Here is a 14,517-nt window from a genome sequence, read left to right on the forward strand (position 1 = left end):
ACTTTCAACGTGCGTATTGCGATCATTGGTGCGGGGCTTGCGGGTTTGACTGCGGCGTATCGTCTTCGTGACCATGATGTTTCGGTTTTCGAGGCGACTGACCGTATTGGTGGCAAGCTGCATACGGTTGCGTTTCAGTCTGGCCCTACGGATATGGGTGCGGAGGCGTATTTGGCGTTCCGGGAGGACACGACGGCCTTTTTCAAGGAGTTAGGTCTTGAGGTTGTATCGCCTTCGGGGTTGCCCTCGTTGTTGTATGTCAATGGCGAGCTGCATCCGATGCCGATGAATACGGTGATGGGGATTCCGGGGTCGTCGAAGGGTTTGGAAAAGTTGGTGAGTGCGGAGACTGCCGCGCGTATCGACGCCGAATCTGGTTCCATGGACTGGCCTCAGGAGGTGACTCTGGGGGAGGTTTTGCGTGAGCGCTTTGGCGATGACCTCGTGGATCACGTGGTGTCGGCGTTGCAGGGTGGTGTGTATTCTTCGACTTCTGATGATCTTTCGTTGCGGGACACTGTTCCGCAGTTGGCGAGTGCGTTGGATCGTCTGAAAGAAGAAGGCAAGCCGGTCACGATTACTGCTGCGGTGCAGTCGATTATGGCTGATCGTGAGAAGCGTAATAAGGCCCGTGGTTATAAGCCGAGTGTTTTTGCGGCTTTCCCTAGTGGTTATGCGGAGCTGTATGAGGCTCTGGCGGAGAAGTCGGGTGCGAAGATCCACATTGATGCCTTTATTACTGGCATTCAGCGGAAGGATGGTTTCACGCTGACGGGTGCTGAGGGAACGTTTGACAAGGTGATTGTGGCGGTTCCGGCTCCGACGGCGGCGATGTTGTTGAAGTCTGTGGCGCCGGAGGCGTCGACGTTGCTAAAGAACATCAAGTTGGCGAGCTCTGCGGTGGTGGGCATGAAGTTCGATTCCGCGGAGGGGCTGCCGGATAATTCGGGCATTTTGGTTGCTACGGATGCAGAGGTTACTGCGAAGGCGTTTACATTTTCTTCGAAGAAGTGGCCGCATTTGGGGCAGCGCGGTGGCGCGTTGGTGCGTGCGTCGTTTGGCCGTTTTGGCGATGATGCTATTACGCGTGCCGACGAAGACCTGCTGGTGGATACCGCACTTGATGATCTTCAGACTATTACGGGTTTTGATGGCCGTGCGGCTGGGCTGTCGGAGATCTATGTGCAGCGTTGGTTTGGCGGATTGCCGGTGTATGGCCCAGGGCATAGCGATCTTGTGGCTGCGATTAAGGATGCACTGCCAGAGGGTATTTATGCCACCGGCGCTTGGGCCGATGGTGTGGGTGTTCCTGCGGTGATTGATTCTGCAACTAAGGTGGCAAAGCTACTGGAAGATCACTGAGAAATCTTCGTCCCCGTGGCCTGCGCGCTGTTTGTCCTCCAAGGAGGCCAGTGCTGCGCGGGCTGCGGGGAGATCTTTATCTGCGGTGTCGAGCATGAGGCGGACGTCTTTGGCGATGGCGTCTGCGCTGAAATCACCGGGGGTGGTGCCGCGTTCGCCGAGGATGAAGGGGGGCTTTCATGTTTTTGATGAAGGCTAGCCCAGTGGAGTCGAGCATGGAGAGGATGTCTTCGGACTCTAACCCTGCTGCATGTCCGAGGTCGAGGGCTTCGCGGAGGCCTTGAGCACTGACGGCGAGTGCGAGGTTGGCGAGGAGTTTTCCGGTGGCTGCTTGGGGCAGCAGTCTCGACGATCTTTAGGCGTTCGGGGTCGGCCCAAGGCCGTACGATGCCTGCTGCTTCGGCTGCGCGTGGTCCGCCGACGTAGACTCCGAGTTTTCCGGCGCGTGCTGGCCCTAGGGTGCCGAACACGGGTGTTGCTGCGTCGGTGGGGGAGACAGTGGTGGTGTCGATCCAGAGTGCATCGCCTATGTCGGGGAGTATTTCGCGGACAGTGTCGGGTCCGAAGAGTGAGGTAATAACGACGTCGGCGTTGCTGGTGTCTTTGCCGAAGCGTGCGCCGGCGTCGATAAGCCGTTGTGCTTTTTCGGGGTTCTATTCCAGACGGTGAGGTCGTGGTCGAGTAAATGGAGGGCCAATTCGGTGCCCATGCGTCCGGTTCCAATAAATGTGATCTTCATGTGCCCATGATAGACAGTAGGATGGTCGGCATGACTTCTACGCAACGATCTCAGGAACTTTTCGCGCGCGCTCAGCAATTCACTCCCGGTGGTGTGAATTCCCCTGTGCGCGCTTTCGGCTCAGTGGGTGGTCACGCCCGTTTCATTCAGTCGGCGAAGGGATCCAAGCTTTACGACGTAGACGGCAACGAGTACGTCGACTTGGTGTGTTCGTGGGGCCCAATGTTGTTGGGTAACGCGCACCCAGAGATCGTTGAGGCTGTGCAGAAGGCCGCAACCAACGGTTTGTCTTTCGGTGCTCCGACGGAGGCCGAGGTCAAGATCGCGGAGATGATTGTGGACCGTACTTCCGTGGAGGAAGTCCGCATGGTCAATTCTGGCACTGAGGCTACGATGTCGGCGGTGCGGTTAGCGCGTGGCTTTACTGGCCGTCCGAAGATCATCAAGTTTGATGGATGCTACCACGGTCATGTGGATGCGCTGTTGGCTTCTGCGGGTTCGGGCGTTGCGACGTTCGCGTTGCCAGATTCCCCTGGTGTGACGGGCGCGTCGGCTGCCGATACCATCGTGGTTCCTTATAACGACATTGAGGCAGTCCGTGCCGCTTTTGAGGCGCATCCTGATCAGATCGCTTGTGTGATTGCCGAGGCCGCCGCCGGAAACATGGGTACTGTGGCACCGCAGGATAACTTCAATGCCAAGCTCAAAGAGGTAGCGCATGAGCATGGTGCGCTGCTGATCTTGGATGAGGTGATGACGGGCTTCCGTACCTCGTATAACGGTTGGTATGGCGTCGATAGTGTTGCGGGCGACCTCACCACGTTTGGCAAGGTGATTTCCGGTGGTCTTCCAGCCGCTGCTTTTGGTGGTCGCGCGGACATTATGCGCTACCTTGCCCCTGAGGGGCCTGTGTACCAGGCGGGTACGTTGTCGGGTAATCCGGTGGCGATGGCGGCTGGTATGAAGTCGTTGGAGCTTGCCACCCCTGAGGTGTATGACACGGTGCGCGCTAATGCGGATCGCTTGGCTGGGTTGTTACACGAGGCGTTGGATCGTGAGGGTGTTGCGCACCATATTCAGCGTGCTGCCACGATGTTGTCGGTTCGTTTCGCTGAGGGCGAGGGCCACAACTTTGATGATATGAAGGCTGCGGATACGTTCCGTTTCCCCGCGTTTTTCCATGCGTTGTTGGATAACGGCATTTATGCGTCACCTAGCGTTTTTGAGACGTGGTTTGTCTCTGCGGCGTTGACCGACGATGATTTTGAGAAGATCGAAAAGGCGCTTCGCCCCGCAGCTCAAGCCGCAGGAAAGGCAAAATGACAACTACTATTGTTCACCTCGTCCGCCACGGAGAGGTTCATAATCCTGAGCGTATTTTGTACGGACGGATCCCTGATTATCACTTGTCCTCACGTGGACGCAGCATGGCGGCGCGCACGGCGGCGTCGTTTTCTGGGCATGACGTGGTGGCGTTGTACTCCTCTCCTTTGGAGCGCGCCCAGGAAACGGCGCAGCCATTCGCGGAAACGTTGGGCCTCGACGTGCGTATCGACGATCGCCTGTTGGAGGCGGGCAACCAATTCGAAGGCCTGCATGTTAAGGGTGTTCGCTCTCAACTGTGGAACCCAGTTCGCTGGCCGCTCATGGTCAACCCGTTGCTGCCAAGCTGGGGTGAGCACTATGAGGACATTGCTGAGCGCATGATGGATGCAATTTGGGACATCCGCGAAGAGGCCGAAGGCCACGAGGCGATCATTGTGAGCCACCAGCTTCCTATCGTGTGCGTTCAGCGCCACGTACAGGGCAAGTCTTTGGCACATAATCCAGCAGTTCGCCAGTGCGATCTGGCCAGCGTCAGCTCGTTGGTGTTCCGTGGCCGCGATGTTGTCGATTACATTTATACCGAACCAGCGCAGGAGATCTAGATGAAAAAACTCGTGTGCGTGCTTGCTGCTGCCATGCTGCTTTCTGCGTGTGGCTCAGCAGGTCAGGATGCGGTGGCAGTGGGCGGAACATTCCAGTTCCATTCGCCTGGTGGCAAGACGGAAATCTTTTACGATGAGGGCGAGCGTGCCCCTGTGAGCGAGATCCGTGGCGAGGGCCTTACCTCCGATTCCGTATCCTTGTCCGATTACAAGGACAAGATTGTGGTGCTCAATGCGTGGGGGCAGTGGTGTGCTCCGTGCCGTAGCGAGTCGGATGATCTCCAAGAAGTACACGAGTATCTGGGAGACAAGGGCACTGTTGTTGGTATCAATGTGCGCGATTACAGCAAGAACATTGCCCAAGACTTTGTCAAAGATAACGGCATCACCTATCCCAGCATTTACGATCCACCATTTAAAACTGCAGCTCAGTTGGGTGGCGTGCCTGCTTCTGTTGTTCCTACTACCATCGTTTTGGATAAGCAGCACCGCCCAGCGGCAGTGTTCCTCCGTGAGGTAACTGCCCAGGATCTGATCAAGGTTATTGATTCTCTCTCATGACTATTCTCGCTAGTGGACTAGGGGAAAGCGTCGCAGATGCCGCTTCCTCTGGTCCTCTCCTTTTAGGTATTTTGGCCGCTGCATTGGCAGGTTTTGTTTCCTTTGCGAGCCCCTGCGTCATCCCGCTCGTTCCTGGTTACATGTCCTATCTTGCAGGCGTTGTGGGCGCAGAAGTCGAGCTCAGCGAGACTGGCCCTCGGGTGCACACTCGTCGATGGCGAGTTGTTGGTGCGGCTTTGTTGTTCATCCTTGGGTTCACGGTGGTGTTCACCTTGGGCACGGCCACTGTTTTTGGTGCGATTAGTGCTCTGACATTAAATGCTGACACCTTGATGCGTATCGGCGGTGTGGTCACTATCGTCATGGGGCTTGTGTTCATGGGTGCGGTTCCGATGTTGCAGGAGGAACGTCGTTTTGCACCTCGTCGGTGGTCGACAATTCTGGGTGCCCCGCTTCTGGGTGGAGTTTTCGCTTTGGGCTGGACTCCTTGTTTGGGGCCTACGCTCGCCGCAATTATTTCTGTTTCCGCAGGTACTGAGGGGATGACCGCGTTGCGGGGTGTGCTGCTCATTATTGGTTATTGCGTGGGTTTGGGCATTCCTTTCCTTATTGTTGCGTTGGGTTCTGCTCGCGTGATGATGGGTTTGCGTAAGTATTCCCGCATTATTCAAACCATCGGCGGTTGTGCGTTGGTTTTGGTGGGGCTGGCGTTGGTGTCTGGGCAGTGGGCTCATTTTATTAACTGGGTACGTCAATGGACCGTCGAGTACGGTGCCACGTTGATTTAAAAGGAATCATGGTGCGTTATTTAAAAAAGGCTTGGCATTGGCTGACCAGTATGCGTACGGCTCTTGCCCTGTTATTCATTTTGGCGGTTGCCGCGATACCGGGGGCTTTGTTGCCTCAGCGGTCGCTCAATGAGTCAAAAGTTATTGAGTACATTCAAAACAACGGCAAGATTGCGGAGATCTACGACAAGCTTCAGCTTTTCGACGTTTTCAGCTCGACGTGGTTCAACGCTATCTTCGGGTTGCTGTTTCTTTCGCTTATTGGCTGTATCATTCCGCGCTCATGGGATCACTACAAAGCTATGAAGGCGCAGCCAGTCCGAGCACCTAAAAACTTGGATCGCTTGCCAATGCACGGGGTGGGGAGCGTCGATAAGCCTATCCACGAAATCGACATCCGTAGCCACTTCAAAGGCTGGCACGTAGCGGAATACTCCGCCGACCAAGACCGTGCTGGCGCTGTTTCGTTTTCTGCCGAGCGAGGCTATCTGCGTGAGTTTTTCAACCTGACTTTCCACCTCGGCTTGGTGGGAATGCTGGCTGCCATCGCGGTGGGCAAGATGTTTTCCTATGAGGGGCAGGTCATCATTGTTACTGGTGATAAAAAGAGCACCGAGTTCTGTAACACAGCTACCGCTAACTATGATTCTTTCCGCGCCGGGCCGGTTTTCGATGGCACTGGGTTGAATCCGTTTTGTTTTGTGGCGCATGATTTTACGGCTGATTATTTGCCGAATGGTCAAGCTAAGATGTTTAGCTCGAATGTGTCGTATGCGCAGGGTGATCGAATTTTCGATGATATTTCTACGTGGGATGACTATTCGTTGCGTGTGAATCATCCGCTGCGTATTGCTGGTGACCGCGTGTATTTGCAGGGGCATGGCTATGCGCCGACGTTTAGCGTTCAGTGGCCTAATGGTGAAAAGCGTACGCAGACTGTGCAGTGGCAGCCAACGGATCCGACTTTCTTCTTGTCTGATGGCGTGATGCGTTTTGATCCGCCGGCGGGTATGTATGACTCGGTTTATGACCGCCGTCAGCACCAGCTTGCTATTCAGGGTCTTTTTGCCCCGACTGCTTCGTGGGAGGGGGAGAACCATGAATTATTGACGTCGCGGTTCCCTGCGATGACGGATCCCGCCGTTGCTATCGACGTTTACCGTGGTGACAATGGTCTTGATTCCGGTAAGGGGCAGAACCTCTTCAAGTTGGATACCTCACTTGTGCATTCGGGACAGTTGCAGCGACTGGAGCGGGTTAACCTTACAAAGGGGGAGTCGGTCACACTTGATGATGGCACCGTTGTGACATTTGAGGGTGCTGAGGAGTTTGCCAATTATCAGATCAGTCATGATCCCACACAGGTATGGACTCTTTTGTTCTCGATTATCACTTTGGGCTCGCTTGCAGGTTCCTTGGTGATTAAGCGCCGTCGTATTTGGGTGCGTTTGCGTCCGGTCAGTCCATCGGTTACCCAAATTGAGACGGGTGGTTTGGCGCGTACCGACCGCGCAGGTTGGGGCGAGGAATATGACAGAATTCACCGTGAAATTCTCGGATTGCCGGATCCAGAGTATTCTGATCCGGAGCTAGGGAGATAAGAGGTGCTATGAACGTCAACTCGAACCTTGCGCAGCTATCAGATATGGCTTTCGCATCGAGCTTCGTTATTTACTTCATCGCGTTGGTGTTATCCATCGTGTACTACATGAAGGTTAAGGGAATCATCGATCAGCAGCGTGAAGGCCTAGAGCCCTCCACGGAATCGGCGGATAAGTTCGCTGGTATGACGCAGATGATTGTGTGGCTTGGTGTTTTCGTCCACATTGCTTCCGTGGTGTTGCGTGGTTTGTCGGCGAGCCGATTCCCTTTCGGAAACCTCTATGAGTACATTTTGGTGATCAGCGTGTTTGCCGTTGCTGTGGCTGCTGGTTTCTTGCAGCGCCATGAGCTTCGGGTTATGTGGCCGTGGGTGCTTACCCCAGTGTTGGCCTTGCTGTTTTATGGTGGCACCAAGCTGTATGCGGATTCTGCTCCAGTGGTTCCTGCTTTGCAGTCGTTCTGGTTCCCAATTCACGTATCGACGGTTTCCATTGGTGCGTCGATTGGTTTGATTTCGGGCGTGGCGTCCTTGTTGTATCTGCTGCGTATGAGCAAGAACAAGCGTCTTGCGGCTTTAACGTCGCCGTTGCCATCTGCTAAGACGTTGGATGCGATTGCTTACCGTACGGCCATTGTGACTGTGCCAGTTTTTGGCTTGGGTATTGTTCTTGGTGCTATTTGGGCGGAGAGCGCGTGGGGTCGTTTCTGGGGTTGGGATCCTAAGGAGACTGTCGCGTTCATTACCTGGATTTTGTATGCGGCTTATCTGCATGCTCGTGCTACCGCGGGGTGGCGTGACACCAAGGCTGCATGGATCAATATCGTGGCATTGGTAACCATGGTGTTTAACTTGTTCTTTATTAATATTGTGGTGTCAGGCCTGCACTCTTATGCTGGCCTGAATTAGAGCGTCCGGATGAGCTCGTGTACGCGGGCGAACTCGTCGTTGACTATCTCGTAATATGCCCATTTGTCACGTTTGTGGCGGGGTGACGAGGTTGGCATCGGCGAGTTTTTTTCATGTGGTGTGTGACCGTGGGTGCCGAGACGGCAAGCGCCTCTGAGAGGTCAACACATCAGAGTCGTTCGGGATTTTCTGCTACCAAGTAGAGTAGTTGGAGGCGTGTTGGATCTGAGAGCACCTTAATAAGGGGCGGCCACCTTAACGGATTGCATACATGAACTATATAGGCAAGGTTAAGCTCCTGACTTGGCTCAATTTAGTCAGACGGTTGGGGCAGCTTTTCGGTGAGTTCGCGGATGTCAGCGGGCAGGTCGGTTTGTGCATGGAGGGTCTGGCCTGCGATTTCGACGGTAAACGTCCGGTATTTCTTCAGGGTTCGCACTAATCGCTTCAACGACAGGCCCGTGGCTTGTTCCAACACGTGGCCTGTGGCCATCGCGGCCATCACAATGGTTAGGTGTGCGTGGATGGAGTCTTCTTTACGGTGATAAATCGGTCGGCTTTCAGGTCTGATTTCGCCATTCGGAACGATTTCTCGATCGTGAACAGGCGCCGGTAGGCACCGATGACTTCCTGGGGTTTTAAGTCTGTGCGTGAGGTCTCGTATCCTTTAATCCCGGCCAGGGTTAGGTGCTTGTTGGCTAGGGTGTGGTTGACCTGCTTATTCGGGGCCTTGAGGTTGACGTATCGATTCCGCTTGACGGGTATCTTTCCGTCAACAGCACGCTGGGCTTTATCTAGTTGTTCGCCGATGCCGCGCCTTGTGCGCCGAGCCCTATCGTAGGAATACTGGTAATAGGTCACTGCCTGCGGTTTGCCGCTGGTGCGGCGTTTGTCGCTGTGGTGACGGTGGGTCCAGATGTGTCCGTCGTCGTAGTCGGTGTAGCTGCGCCCTTCCGCTGCATCTAGCCAGGCTTTAATTGGTTCTGGGATTTCGCGTTCTTTCGTGCCCAGAATGTAGTCCAACCCGGCATCGATAATCGCGGTCTTGTTGGCGGCTGAAAACATGCCAGCATCAGCAACAATCGTGATGTCGTCAAGGTGGTAGGCGTCTTTAAGACGCAGGATCATTGGCAACATGGTGTGCGTTTCCGCACGATTGCCTTCAAACGCGCCGATCGCCAAGGGCAAGCCGGTGGAGTCGGTGAGCATCCCGACAGTGATCTGGGGTTCGAGTCGGCGTTCTTTACTAAACCCGGGTTTGCGTAGCTCGTCGGGCACGTCAGTTTCAAAATACAAGGTTGTCACATCGTAGAGAACCATCACACCAGGACCAATGGCCGCGTGTGTGGCTAGCGCGTGGGTTATCTGGTCGCGGAAGTCTTTGTCGGCATACCGCGGAAGGTAGCGCTTTATAGTCGCGTATGAAGCCGAGGCCACGCCGACTTCTGCCAGAGTTTCAATGGAATCAAACTTGGAACCCGGCGAGATAATACGGGCTTGGACCAGGTTGAAAAACACCTCGTCCTTGCCGCTTGCCGTATCCAGGCCAAGGAGTTGGAAGGCCCCGCGAATCGCGTCTAGGAGAAGACCTGCGCGTTCACCGGATACCGTGACGGGATTATCAACCGTGCCTGTTCCAGACACAGCAACCGCAGAAGGCAACACTTTGAGGTCAAGTGAAATTTGCTCGCCATCGACAAGCCGCTGAGCCTTGACCATCAGCGCTGCGAGATCGTGGTCGGTATGGGCGGAGCCGACGTGTTCGATTTCAGGTTTGCGGTTGCGGTACCGCCAGATGATTTGAACAGCGGTCGCACCCGACGCCGTCGGGACCCGGCGGATACTCGGTGACATATTCAACAGCCTACCGGCACCCCCACCGCTACCCGCTTAGTCAGACAAAACCCGCACTCTGATACCCAACCCCACAGGCAGAAACGTCAATATGAACTACAACACACCAAAATGAGCCAAGTCAGGTGAGAGCACCTTAATAAGGGGCGGCCACCTTAACGGATTGCATACATGAACTATATAGGCAAGGTTAAGCTAAGTAAAACGGCTATTCCTGCTCTTTATCTCGTTTTCTTTTCTTGTATTGTTCGAGCTCAAGCTTCCACAGGAAATCCTCATCATCGTCGGGGCCTTTGATTTGTGGCGGTTCGGGGGATTTCCAGGTTTTGGGCCCGAAAGCCTTCCATAGCAGCACGATTGCTGCGATAAGAACAAGGAGAATGATGAGTCGGCCCATGGTTTCCTTTTCCGGTAGGGTCTTGTGGGTGGATGATATAAAAAAGCCTGTCATAGACCCTACCGTGAAGTCTGAGGCACGAAAGGCTGTAGTCGTTTATGGTCTTGCACGGTTTATTCTCTTTGTTGTGCTTACTGCGGTTATCCAATTAATAGCGGTGGCTATTCAGGCGCCTGTGCCGCTGTTGATTTCGGCTACGTTGGCACTGATTGTTGCTATGCCGCTGTCTGTTTTCCTTTTTAAGGGTGTTCGGGTTCGCGCTACTCAGGCTGTGGCTTTGTGGAGTGAGCAGCGCAAGGCGGAAAAAGATTGGGTTAAGCGAGAATTATCAAACCGATAGTGGTCAGTAGTGACCATGTCAGCATGGCTTTTCCGGTGGTGCCAAGGACGGGGATGAGATCCTTTCCTGTGGCACCATTTTTTACGGGCTGTGCAGCTTTGACCGCTAGGGGGAGCGCGAGTAAGCCTAGTGATCCCCAAGAGAAAAACGATATGGAAGCGAGAAACGGCAAGGTAATGAGTATGTAATACAAAATGCGGGTTGCGGGATCGCCGAGTCGGACGGCAAGGGTGATCTTGCCGGATTCTTTGTCTGTGGGGATATCGCGCAGGTTGTTTACTAGGTTTACTCCAGCGGACATTGCGCCGATCGCAACCGAGCAGGCGAATCCTGTGTATGTGACGTGCCCAAGCTGGGTGAATTGTGTGCCCATGACTGCGACTAGGCCGAAGAAAATGAAGACGGCAACCTCGCCAAGTCCGCGGTAGCCGTATGGATTTTTTCCGCCGGTGTAGAACCATGCTCCCGCGACACATAGGAGGCCGATTGCTATGAGCCACCATGCGCTGGTGAGGGATAGAGCAATTCCTGCGATGCCGGCGACTCCGAAGGCGATAAATGCTGCGCGTTTTACTGCTGCCGGCTCGGCAAGTCCGGATCCAGTGAGGCGGAGGGGGCCGGTGCGGTCGTCATCCGTGCCGCGGATGCCGTCGGAGTAATCGTTGGCGTAGTTCACTCCGATGATGAGGGTCCAGGCCACGATGAGTGCGAGTAAGGCTTTCCACCATACGATTCCGGCCCCGGCTGCACCGGTTCCCACGATGACGGGCGCGAAGGCGTTTGCCCAAGTATGTGGGCGAGCGCCTTCTTTCCAATCGGCAAAGGTTGCTTGAGACATGTTGTCTATTCTTCCATTGCGTTTCTTGTGTGGTTAATTTATAGTTAGACAGTAGCGAACAATAGTTCGAACCCGCAAGTGGGGGTAGATGTTAGGGGCGGGTGTTATGGTGCCTGTATATATTGATTTTAAGGGGGGAATATGGCTTTTTATCGTTGTTGCGATATCGGGGATGAGTTCGCCTGCGAAGAAATATTGCTTAATCAGTTTGAATATCAAAGATGGCTTCGTGTGCAACCTCATCCAGACGATGATGTCACTGCTTATTGTTCAGCGTTGGGTGCGCGCATTGATAAAACGGAGCACTTTGTACTCCGGCGTATCGACGCAATCTCGACACTGTTGGAGCTTAAAGGTCTGCATAAGCTGTTTCTTCAGCTGTGGCATCTTGATATGCCGAGACTGATGGCCATTGCTCAGGCATTAGGCGGGGTACGCAAGGAACACTGGCCAGATATTGATGCGGTATTGGTCAAGATGTTAACTCCTACTCGTGATCGGCAACATTTGCCTGGTCCAAGAAGGATCGTCAATGTGATCCGCCAGCTCCTTGTAGAGCTAGAGCAGGCTCACGTAGTAGAGGAAAAAGAAGTGCGTGCCATGTTTTATGACGCAGGCACGGGCAAAACTGGATTAGATATTGTGCTTTCGGATGCTTCTGCTGAGGTGATTCGTGAAAGTATCGCGGAGACAAAACGGGTGCATTCCTGCGATGATGAAGCTGCGCTGGTCATTTTGGCTACGGGTGGCGGTGTCCGCATTAAGTTATTCCAGCCAAAGATGAGTGACGCGGTTTATACCCTTAGTGGTGCTCGCGTGCCCGATTCCATTGCGGTGGGGATTGAAAAGAAATACCACGATATTGATAAAGCGGAGCAAGCATCGACCAACGCCTACGCGTTCCCAGCAACTATGCGTGATTACATCCAAGCACGCGATGGGCATTGTCGGTTCCCCGGTTGTATGGTTCCTGCTTCGCACTGCGATATAGACCATATCGAGGAGTACGACGCAGGGGGTAGGACCACTCCCAACAACGCCCAATGCTTATGCCGGCACCATCACAACCTGAAAACGTCCAAAGCCGTGGATTGTGTATCCGCGAATGGAATCGCCGTGGATTGGATCATGGCTGATGGTACGGAAGTGACAACAGCGGCAGAGGGGGTGATGTTTGGGCAGAGTTTTGCTCAGCGGGTGGAGGCGCGGACTAAGCGCCGCGATGCGAAATTGAAGTATCGAGCATCTTGAGTACTGCTTGGCGGTTTACTTTGCCAGGACCAATGAGTGGCAACTGGTCTACACGGCGGATGTCTTTGGGTAATTGCCAGCGTGGTAGGTCATCAAGAGCGGTGATGATCTCGGTGGGATGGGCGCTTCCTTCGTATGCGGCTACGATGGCTTGTCCCAAGCGTCGATCTGGTACGCCCACAACGCATACTCCAGAAACACCGCGGACGCTCAGGATTTGTTGTTCGAGAATTTCGGGATGGATTTTTAGTCCACCTGAGTCGATGATCGTATCCACACGTCCAGTAACAGTGAGCACGCCGTCAGTGATTGTGCCGGTGTCGGAGGTGGTGAACCAGTCTCCGAATTCTTCACCGTTGCGGTATCCGCGCGCCACCATTGGTCCGCCGAGGTGGATTCGTTCGCCGACAACGCGAACTTTGGCACCGGGGATGGGGCGACCGTTATATACGCAGCCACCGGAGGTTTCGGAGGAACCGTAGGTTGTTACGACGTTGATTCCGAGTTCTTTCGCGGCGCGGAGGTCGTCGGCACGCAAGGGTGCTCCACCCACAAGGATCGCGGCGAAACGTCGTAACGCTTCAATACCTTCGAGGGTGTCCATGGCTTTGAGCAACTGCATGGGGGTCAACGAAGTGTAGGTCGTGTCGTCCAAAGTGTTGGCGATGCGTGCGAATTCGGAAATGTTGAACCCGTGGGTGACATCGAGAATAAGGGGGTTGTACCCAGCAATTAGTGATCGAATAAGTACCTGGATTCCGGCAATGTGATAGCCAGGCATAGCGAGTAGCCACTGTGCTTCTCCGCCGAGGTACTGGTGGGTAGCGTCGGCGGAGGAGACAAGGTTGGCGGCGGTTAGAAGTGCGCCTTTGGGGGTGCCTGTGGAGCCGGAGGTGGCTACGACGAGAGCGATGTCGTCGTCGATGGACTGTCCGGCTTTCAGGGTGCGGCGAAGCAGCTGGTCGTTGGGCGGTACCGGCAGATAGCAGCGTTCGCCAGCGATCGCGGCCTCGAGCTCATCGAGGATCTCATTGGGATATGCGGGGACGATGAGGGGTTCGAGGATCATGTTGAAAATTTTAGAAGTAATAAGGGAAGCGTGACCAATCGGGGTCGCGTTTTTCAAGGAAGGAGTCGCGGCCTTCTACGGCTTCGTCGGTCATGTAAGCCAATCGGGTGGCCTCGCCTGCGAAGACTTGCTGTCCCATGAGTCCGTCGTCGGTGAGGTTGAAGGCAAATTTCAGCATGCGTTGCGCGGTAGGGGACTTGCCGTTGATTTCGCGTCCGACCTGGATGGCTTCGTCTTCGAGATCGGCATGGTCGACAACAATGTTGACGGCACCCATCCGTTGCATAGTTTCGGCATCGTAGGTGCGGCCGAGGAAGAAAATTTCGCGGGCGAATTTCTGGCCAACCATTTTGGCGAGGTACGCGGAGCCATATCCGGCGTCAAAGGATCCGACATCGGCGTCGGTCTGCTTAAATTTGGCGTGTTCGCGAGACGCGATGGTCATGTCGCAAACGACGTGGAGGGAGTGTCCGCCACCTGCGGCCCAGCCGTTGACTACTGCGATGACAACCTTGGGCATGGTGCGAATGAGGCGTTGGACTTCAAGAATGTGGAGGCGGCCTGCTTGTGCGGGGTCGCCTTCGTACTGGTAGCCTGCGCGGCCGCGGATTCGTTGGTCGCCGCCGGAGCAAAATGCCCAGCCGCCGTCTTTGGGTGAGGGGCCGTTGCCGGTAAGGAGCACGGTGCCTACGTCGGAAGTTTGGCGTGCATGATCGAGTGCGCGGTAGAGCTCGTCCACGGTGTGCGGGCGAAAAGCGTTGCGTACTTCGGGGCGGTCAAAGGCGATGCGGACGATGCCTTCTTCGCGGTGGCGGTGGTAGGTAATGTCGGTGAGGTTGTCAAAGCCTTCGACTGGCTTCCAAAGTTCTGGATTCATAAGG

At 54.8% G+C, this 14,517-nt stretch carries 13 protein-coding genes and 3 pseudogenes; 9 read left to right on the forward strand and 7 right to left on the reverse strand.

The genetic code is table 11. From position 1 onward, the window contains the following. Positions 1-9 precede the first annotated feature (9 nt). Complete coding sequence (locus tag ABMV07_RS02000) at positions 10-1,362, forward strand: protoporphyrinogen oxidase (protein ID WP_088266422.1); 1,353 nt, start codon at positions 10-12, stop codon at positions 1,360-1,362. Here ABMV07_RS02000 and ABMV07_RS02005 read toward each other — a convergent pair. Next, positions 1,345-2,101, reverse strand: a pseudogene (locus ABMV07_RS02005) (NAD(P)-dependent oxidoreductase). The gene ABMV07_RS02000 and the pseudogene ABMV07_RS02005 overlap by 18 nt on opposite strands. A gap of 30 nt (positions 2,102-2,131) precedes the next feature. Here ABMV07_RS02005 and hemL point away from each other — a divergent pair. The 6 genes from hemL to ccsB are packed head-to-tail and all read left to right on the forward strand — an operon-like array spanning position 2,132 to position 7,887. After that, positions 2,132-3,424, forward strand: a complete 1,293-nt coding sequence (hemL, locus tag ABMV07_RS02010; RefSeq protein ID WP_196977180.1) for a glutamate-1-semialdehyde 2,1-aminomutase — start codon at positions 2,132-2,134, stop codon at positions 3,422-3,424. Further along, positions 3,421-4,029, forward strand: a complete 609-nt coding sequence (locus tag ABMV07_RS02015; protein WP_088266424.1) for a histidine phosphatase family protein — start codon at positions 3,421-3,423, stop codon at positions 4,027-4,029. The genes hemL and ABMV07_RS02015 overlap by 4 nt, the downstream gene beginning before the upstream one ends. After that, positions 4,030-4,590, forward strand: a complete 561-nt coding sequence (locus ABMV07_RS02020) for a TlpA disulfide reductase family protein (protein WP_088266425.1) — start codon at positions 4,030-4,032, stop codon at positions 4,588-4,590. It abuts the gene before it with no gap. Further along, the gene (locus ABMV07_RS02025; RefSeq protein ID WP_374064839.1) at positions 4,587-5,378 is read left to right on the forward strand and encodes a cytochrome c biogenesis CcdA family protein; all 792 of its coding nucleotides are present in this window, start codon (positions 4,587-4,589) and stop codon (positions 5,376-5,378) included. The genes ABMV07_RS02020 and ABMV07_RS02025 overlap by 4 nt, the downstream gene beginning before the upstream one ends. Before the next feature lie 8 nt (positions 5,379-5,386). Then, positions 5,387-6,979, forward strand: a complete 1,593-nt coding sequence (locus ABMV07_RS02030) for a cytochrome c biogenesis protein ResB (RefSeq protein WP_088266427.1) — start codon at positions 5,387-5,389, stop codon at positions 6,977-6,979. Between the two features lie 8 nt (positions 6,980-6,987). Then, positions 6,988-7,887, forward strand: a complete 900-nt coding sequence (gene ccsB, locus ABMV07_RS02035) for a c-type cytochrome biogenesis protein CcsB (protein WP_088266428.1) — start codon at positions 6,988-6,990, stop codon at positions 7,885-7,887. Here the strand turns inward: ccsB and ABMV07_RS02040 are convergent. The 3 genes and pseudogenes from ABMV07_RS02040 to ABMV07_RS02050 all read right to left on the reverse strand — a co-directional run bounded on the left by ABMV07_RS02040 (position 7,884) and on the right by ABMV07_RS02050 (position 10,138). After that, positions 7,884-8,156: pseudogene (locus tag ABMV07_RS02040) on the reverse strand (ArsR/SmtB family transcription factor). The gene ccsB and the pseudogene ABMV07_RS02040 sit on opposite strands and share 4 nt — an antisense overlap. Before the next feature lie 44 nt (positions 8,157-8,200). Then, positions 8,201-9,741 (reverse strand): annotated as a pseudogene (locus ABMV07_RS02045) (IS1634 family transposase). A 208-nt stretch (positions 9,742-9,949) separates the two neighbouring features. Then, a complete protein-coding gene (locus ABMV07_RS02050) occupies positions 9,950-10,138 on the reverse strand; it encodes a hypothetical protein (RefSeq protein WP_010934285.1) in 189 nt (62 codons plus the stop codon). Here ABMV07_RS02050 and ABMV07_RS02055 point away from each other — a divergent pair. Next, positions 10,137-10,478, forward strand: coding sequence for a DUF4229 domain-containing protein (locus ABMV07_RS02055; RefSeq protein WP_014317534.1), 342 nt, complete (start codon positions 10,137-10,139; stop codon positions 10,476-10,478). The two genes, ABMV07_RS02050 and ABMV07_RS02055, sit on opposite strands and share 2 nt — an antisense overlap. On the opposite strand, the gene ABMV07_RS02060 is transcribed toward ABMV07_RS02055, so the two are convergent. After that, entirely contained in the window at positions 10,453-11,316 is an 864-nt protein-coding gene (locus ABMV07_RS02060) for a 1,4-dihydroxy-2-naphthoate polyprenyltransferase (RefSeq protein WP_088266429.1), read from the reverse strand. The genes ABMV07_RS02055 and ABMV07_RS02060 overlap by 26 nt on opposite strands. 141 nt (positions 11,317-11,457) lie before the next feature. On the opposite strand from ABMV07_RS02060, the gene ABMV07_RS02065 reads away from it, so the two are divergent. Beyond that, positions 11,458-12,567 carry an HNH endonuclease signature motif containing protein gene (locus ABMV07_RS02065; RefSeq protein WP_197692203.1) on the forward strand — a complete coding sequence of 370 codons (1,110 nt, stop codon included), beginning with the start codon at positions 11,458-11,460 and terminating at the stop codon, positions 12,565-12,567. Here the strand turns inward: ABMV07_RS02065 and menE are convergent. Together menE and ABMV07_RS02075 are read right to left on the reverse strand one after the other, a co-directional pair. Then, positions 12,527-13,636 (reverse strand): o-succinylbenzoate--CoA ligase, encoded by a 1,110-nt coding sequence (gene menE / locus ABMV07_RS02070; protein ID WP_088266431.1) that lies wholly within the window; start codon positions 13,634-13,636, stop codon positions 12,527-12,529. The two genes, ABMV07_RS02065 and menE, sit on opposite strands and share 41 nt — an antisense overlap. Before the next feature lie 10 nt (positions 13,637-13,646). Next, on the reverse strand, positions 13,647-14,513 hold the full coding sequence (locus tag ABMV07_RS02075; RefSeq protein ID WP_010934290.1) for a 1,4-dihydroxy-2-naphthoyl-CoA synthase: 867 nt from the start codon (positions 14,511-14,513) through the stop codon (positions 13,647-13,649). Positions 14,514-14,517 lie beyond the last annotated feature (4 nt).

The sequence above is a fragment of the Corynebacterium belfantii genome, assembly GCF_041898185.1.
Classification (GTDB): Bacteria; Actinomycetota; Actinomycetes; order Mycobacteriales; family Mycobacteriaceae; genus Corynebacterium; species Corynebacterium belfantii.

Excerpts from the sequence above, each read along its gene's own strand:
- hemL (WP_196977180.1), top strand. The coding sequence starts at position 2,132 with ATGACTTCTACGCAACGATCTCAGGAACTTTTCGCGCGCGCTCAGCAA.
- ABMV07_RS02015 (WP_088266424.1), top strand. The coding sequence starts at position 3,421 with ATGACAACTACTATTGTTCACCTCGTCCGCCACGGAGAGGTTCATAAT.
- ABMV07_RS02020 (WP_088266425.1), top strand. The coding sequence starts at position 4,030 with ATGAAAAAACTCGTGTGCGTGCTTGCTGCTGCCATGCTGCTTTCTGCG.
- ABMV07_RS02025 (WP_374064839.1), top strand. The coding sequence starts at position 4,587 with ATGACTATTCTCGCTAGTGGACTAGGGGAAAGCGTCGCAGATGCCGCT.
- ABMV07_RS02030 (WP_088266427.1), top strand. The coding sequence starts at position 5,387 with ATGGTGCGTTATTTAAAAAAGGCTTGGCATTGGCTGACCAGTATGCGT.
- ccsB (WP_088266428.1), top strand. The coding sequence starts at position 6,988 with ATGAACGTCAACTCGAACCTTGCGCAGCTATCAGATATGGCTTTCGCA.
- ABMV07_RS02055 (WP_014317534.1), top strand. The coding sequence starts at position 10,137 with ATGGTTTCCTTTTCCGGTAGGGTCTTGTGGGTGGATGATATAAAAAAG.
- ABMV07_RS02050 (WP_010934285.1), bottom strand. The coding sequence starts at position 10,138 with ATGGGCCGACTCATCATTCTCCTTGTTCTTATCGCAGCAATCGTGCTG.
- ABMV07_RS02060 (WP_088266429.1), bottom strand. The coding sequence starts at position 11,316 with ATGTCTCAAGCAACCTTTGCCGATTGGAAAGAAGGCGCTCGCCCACAT.
- ABMV07_RS02065 (WP_197692203.1), top strand. The coding sequence starts at position 11,458 with ATGGCTTTTTATCGTTGTTGCGATATCGGGGATGAGTTCGCCTGCGAA.
- menE (WP_088266431.1), bottom strand. The coding sequence starts at position 13,636 with ATGATCCTCGAACCCCTCATCGTCCCCGCATATCCCAATGAGATCCTC.
- ABMV07_RS02075 (WP_010934290.1), bottom strand. The coding sequence starts at position 14,513 with ATGAATCCAGAACTTTGGAAGCCAGTCGAAGGCTTTGACAACCTCACC.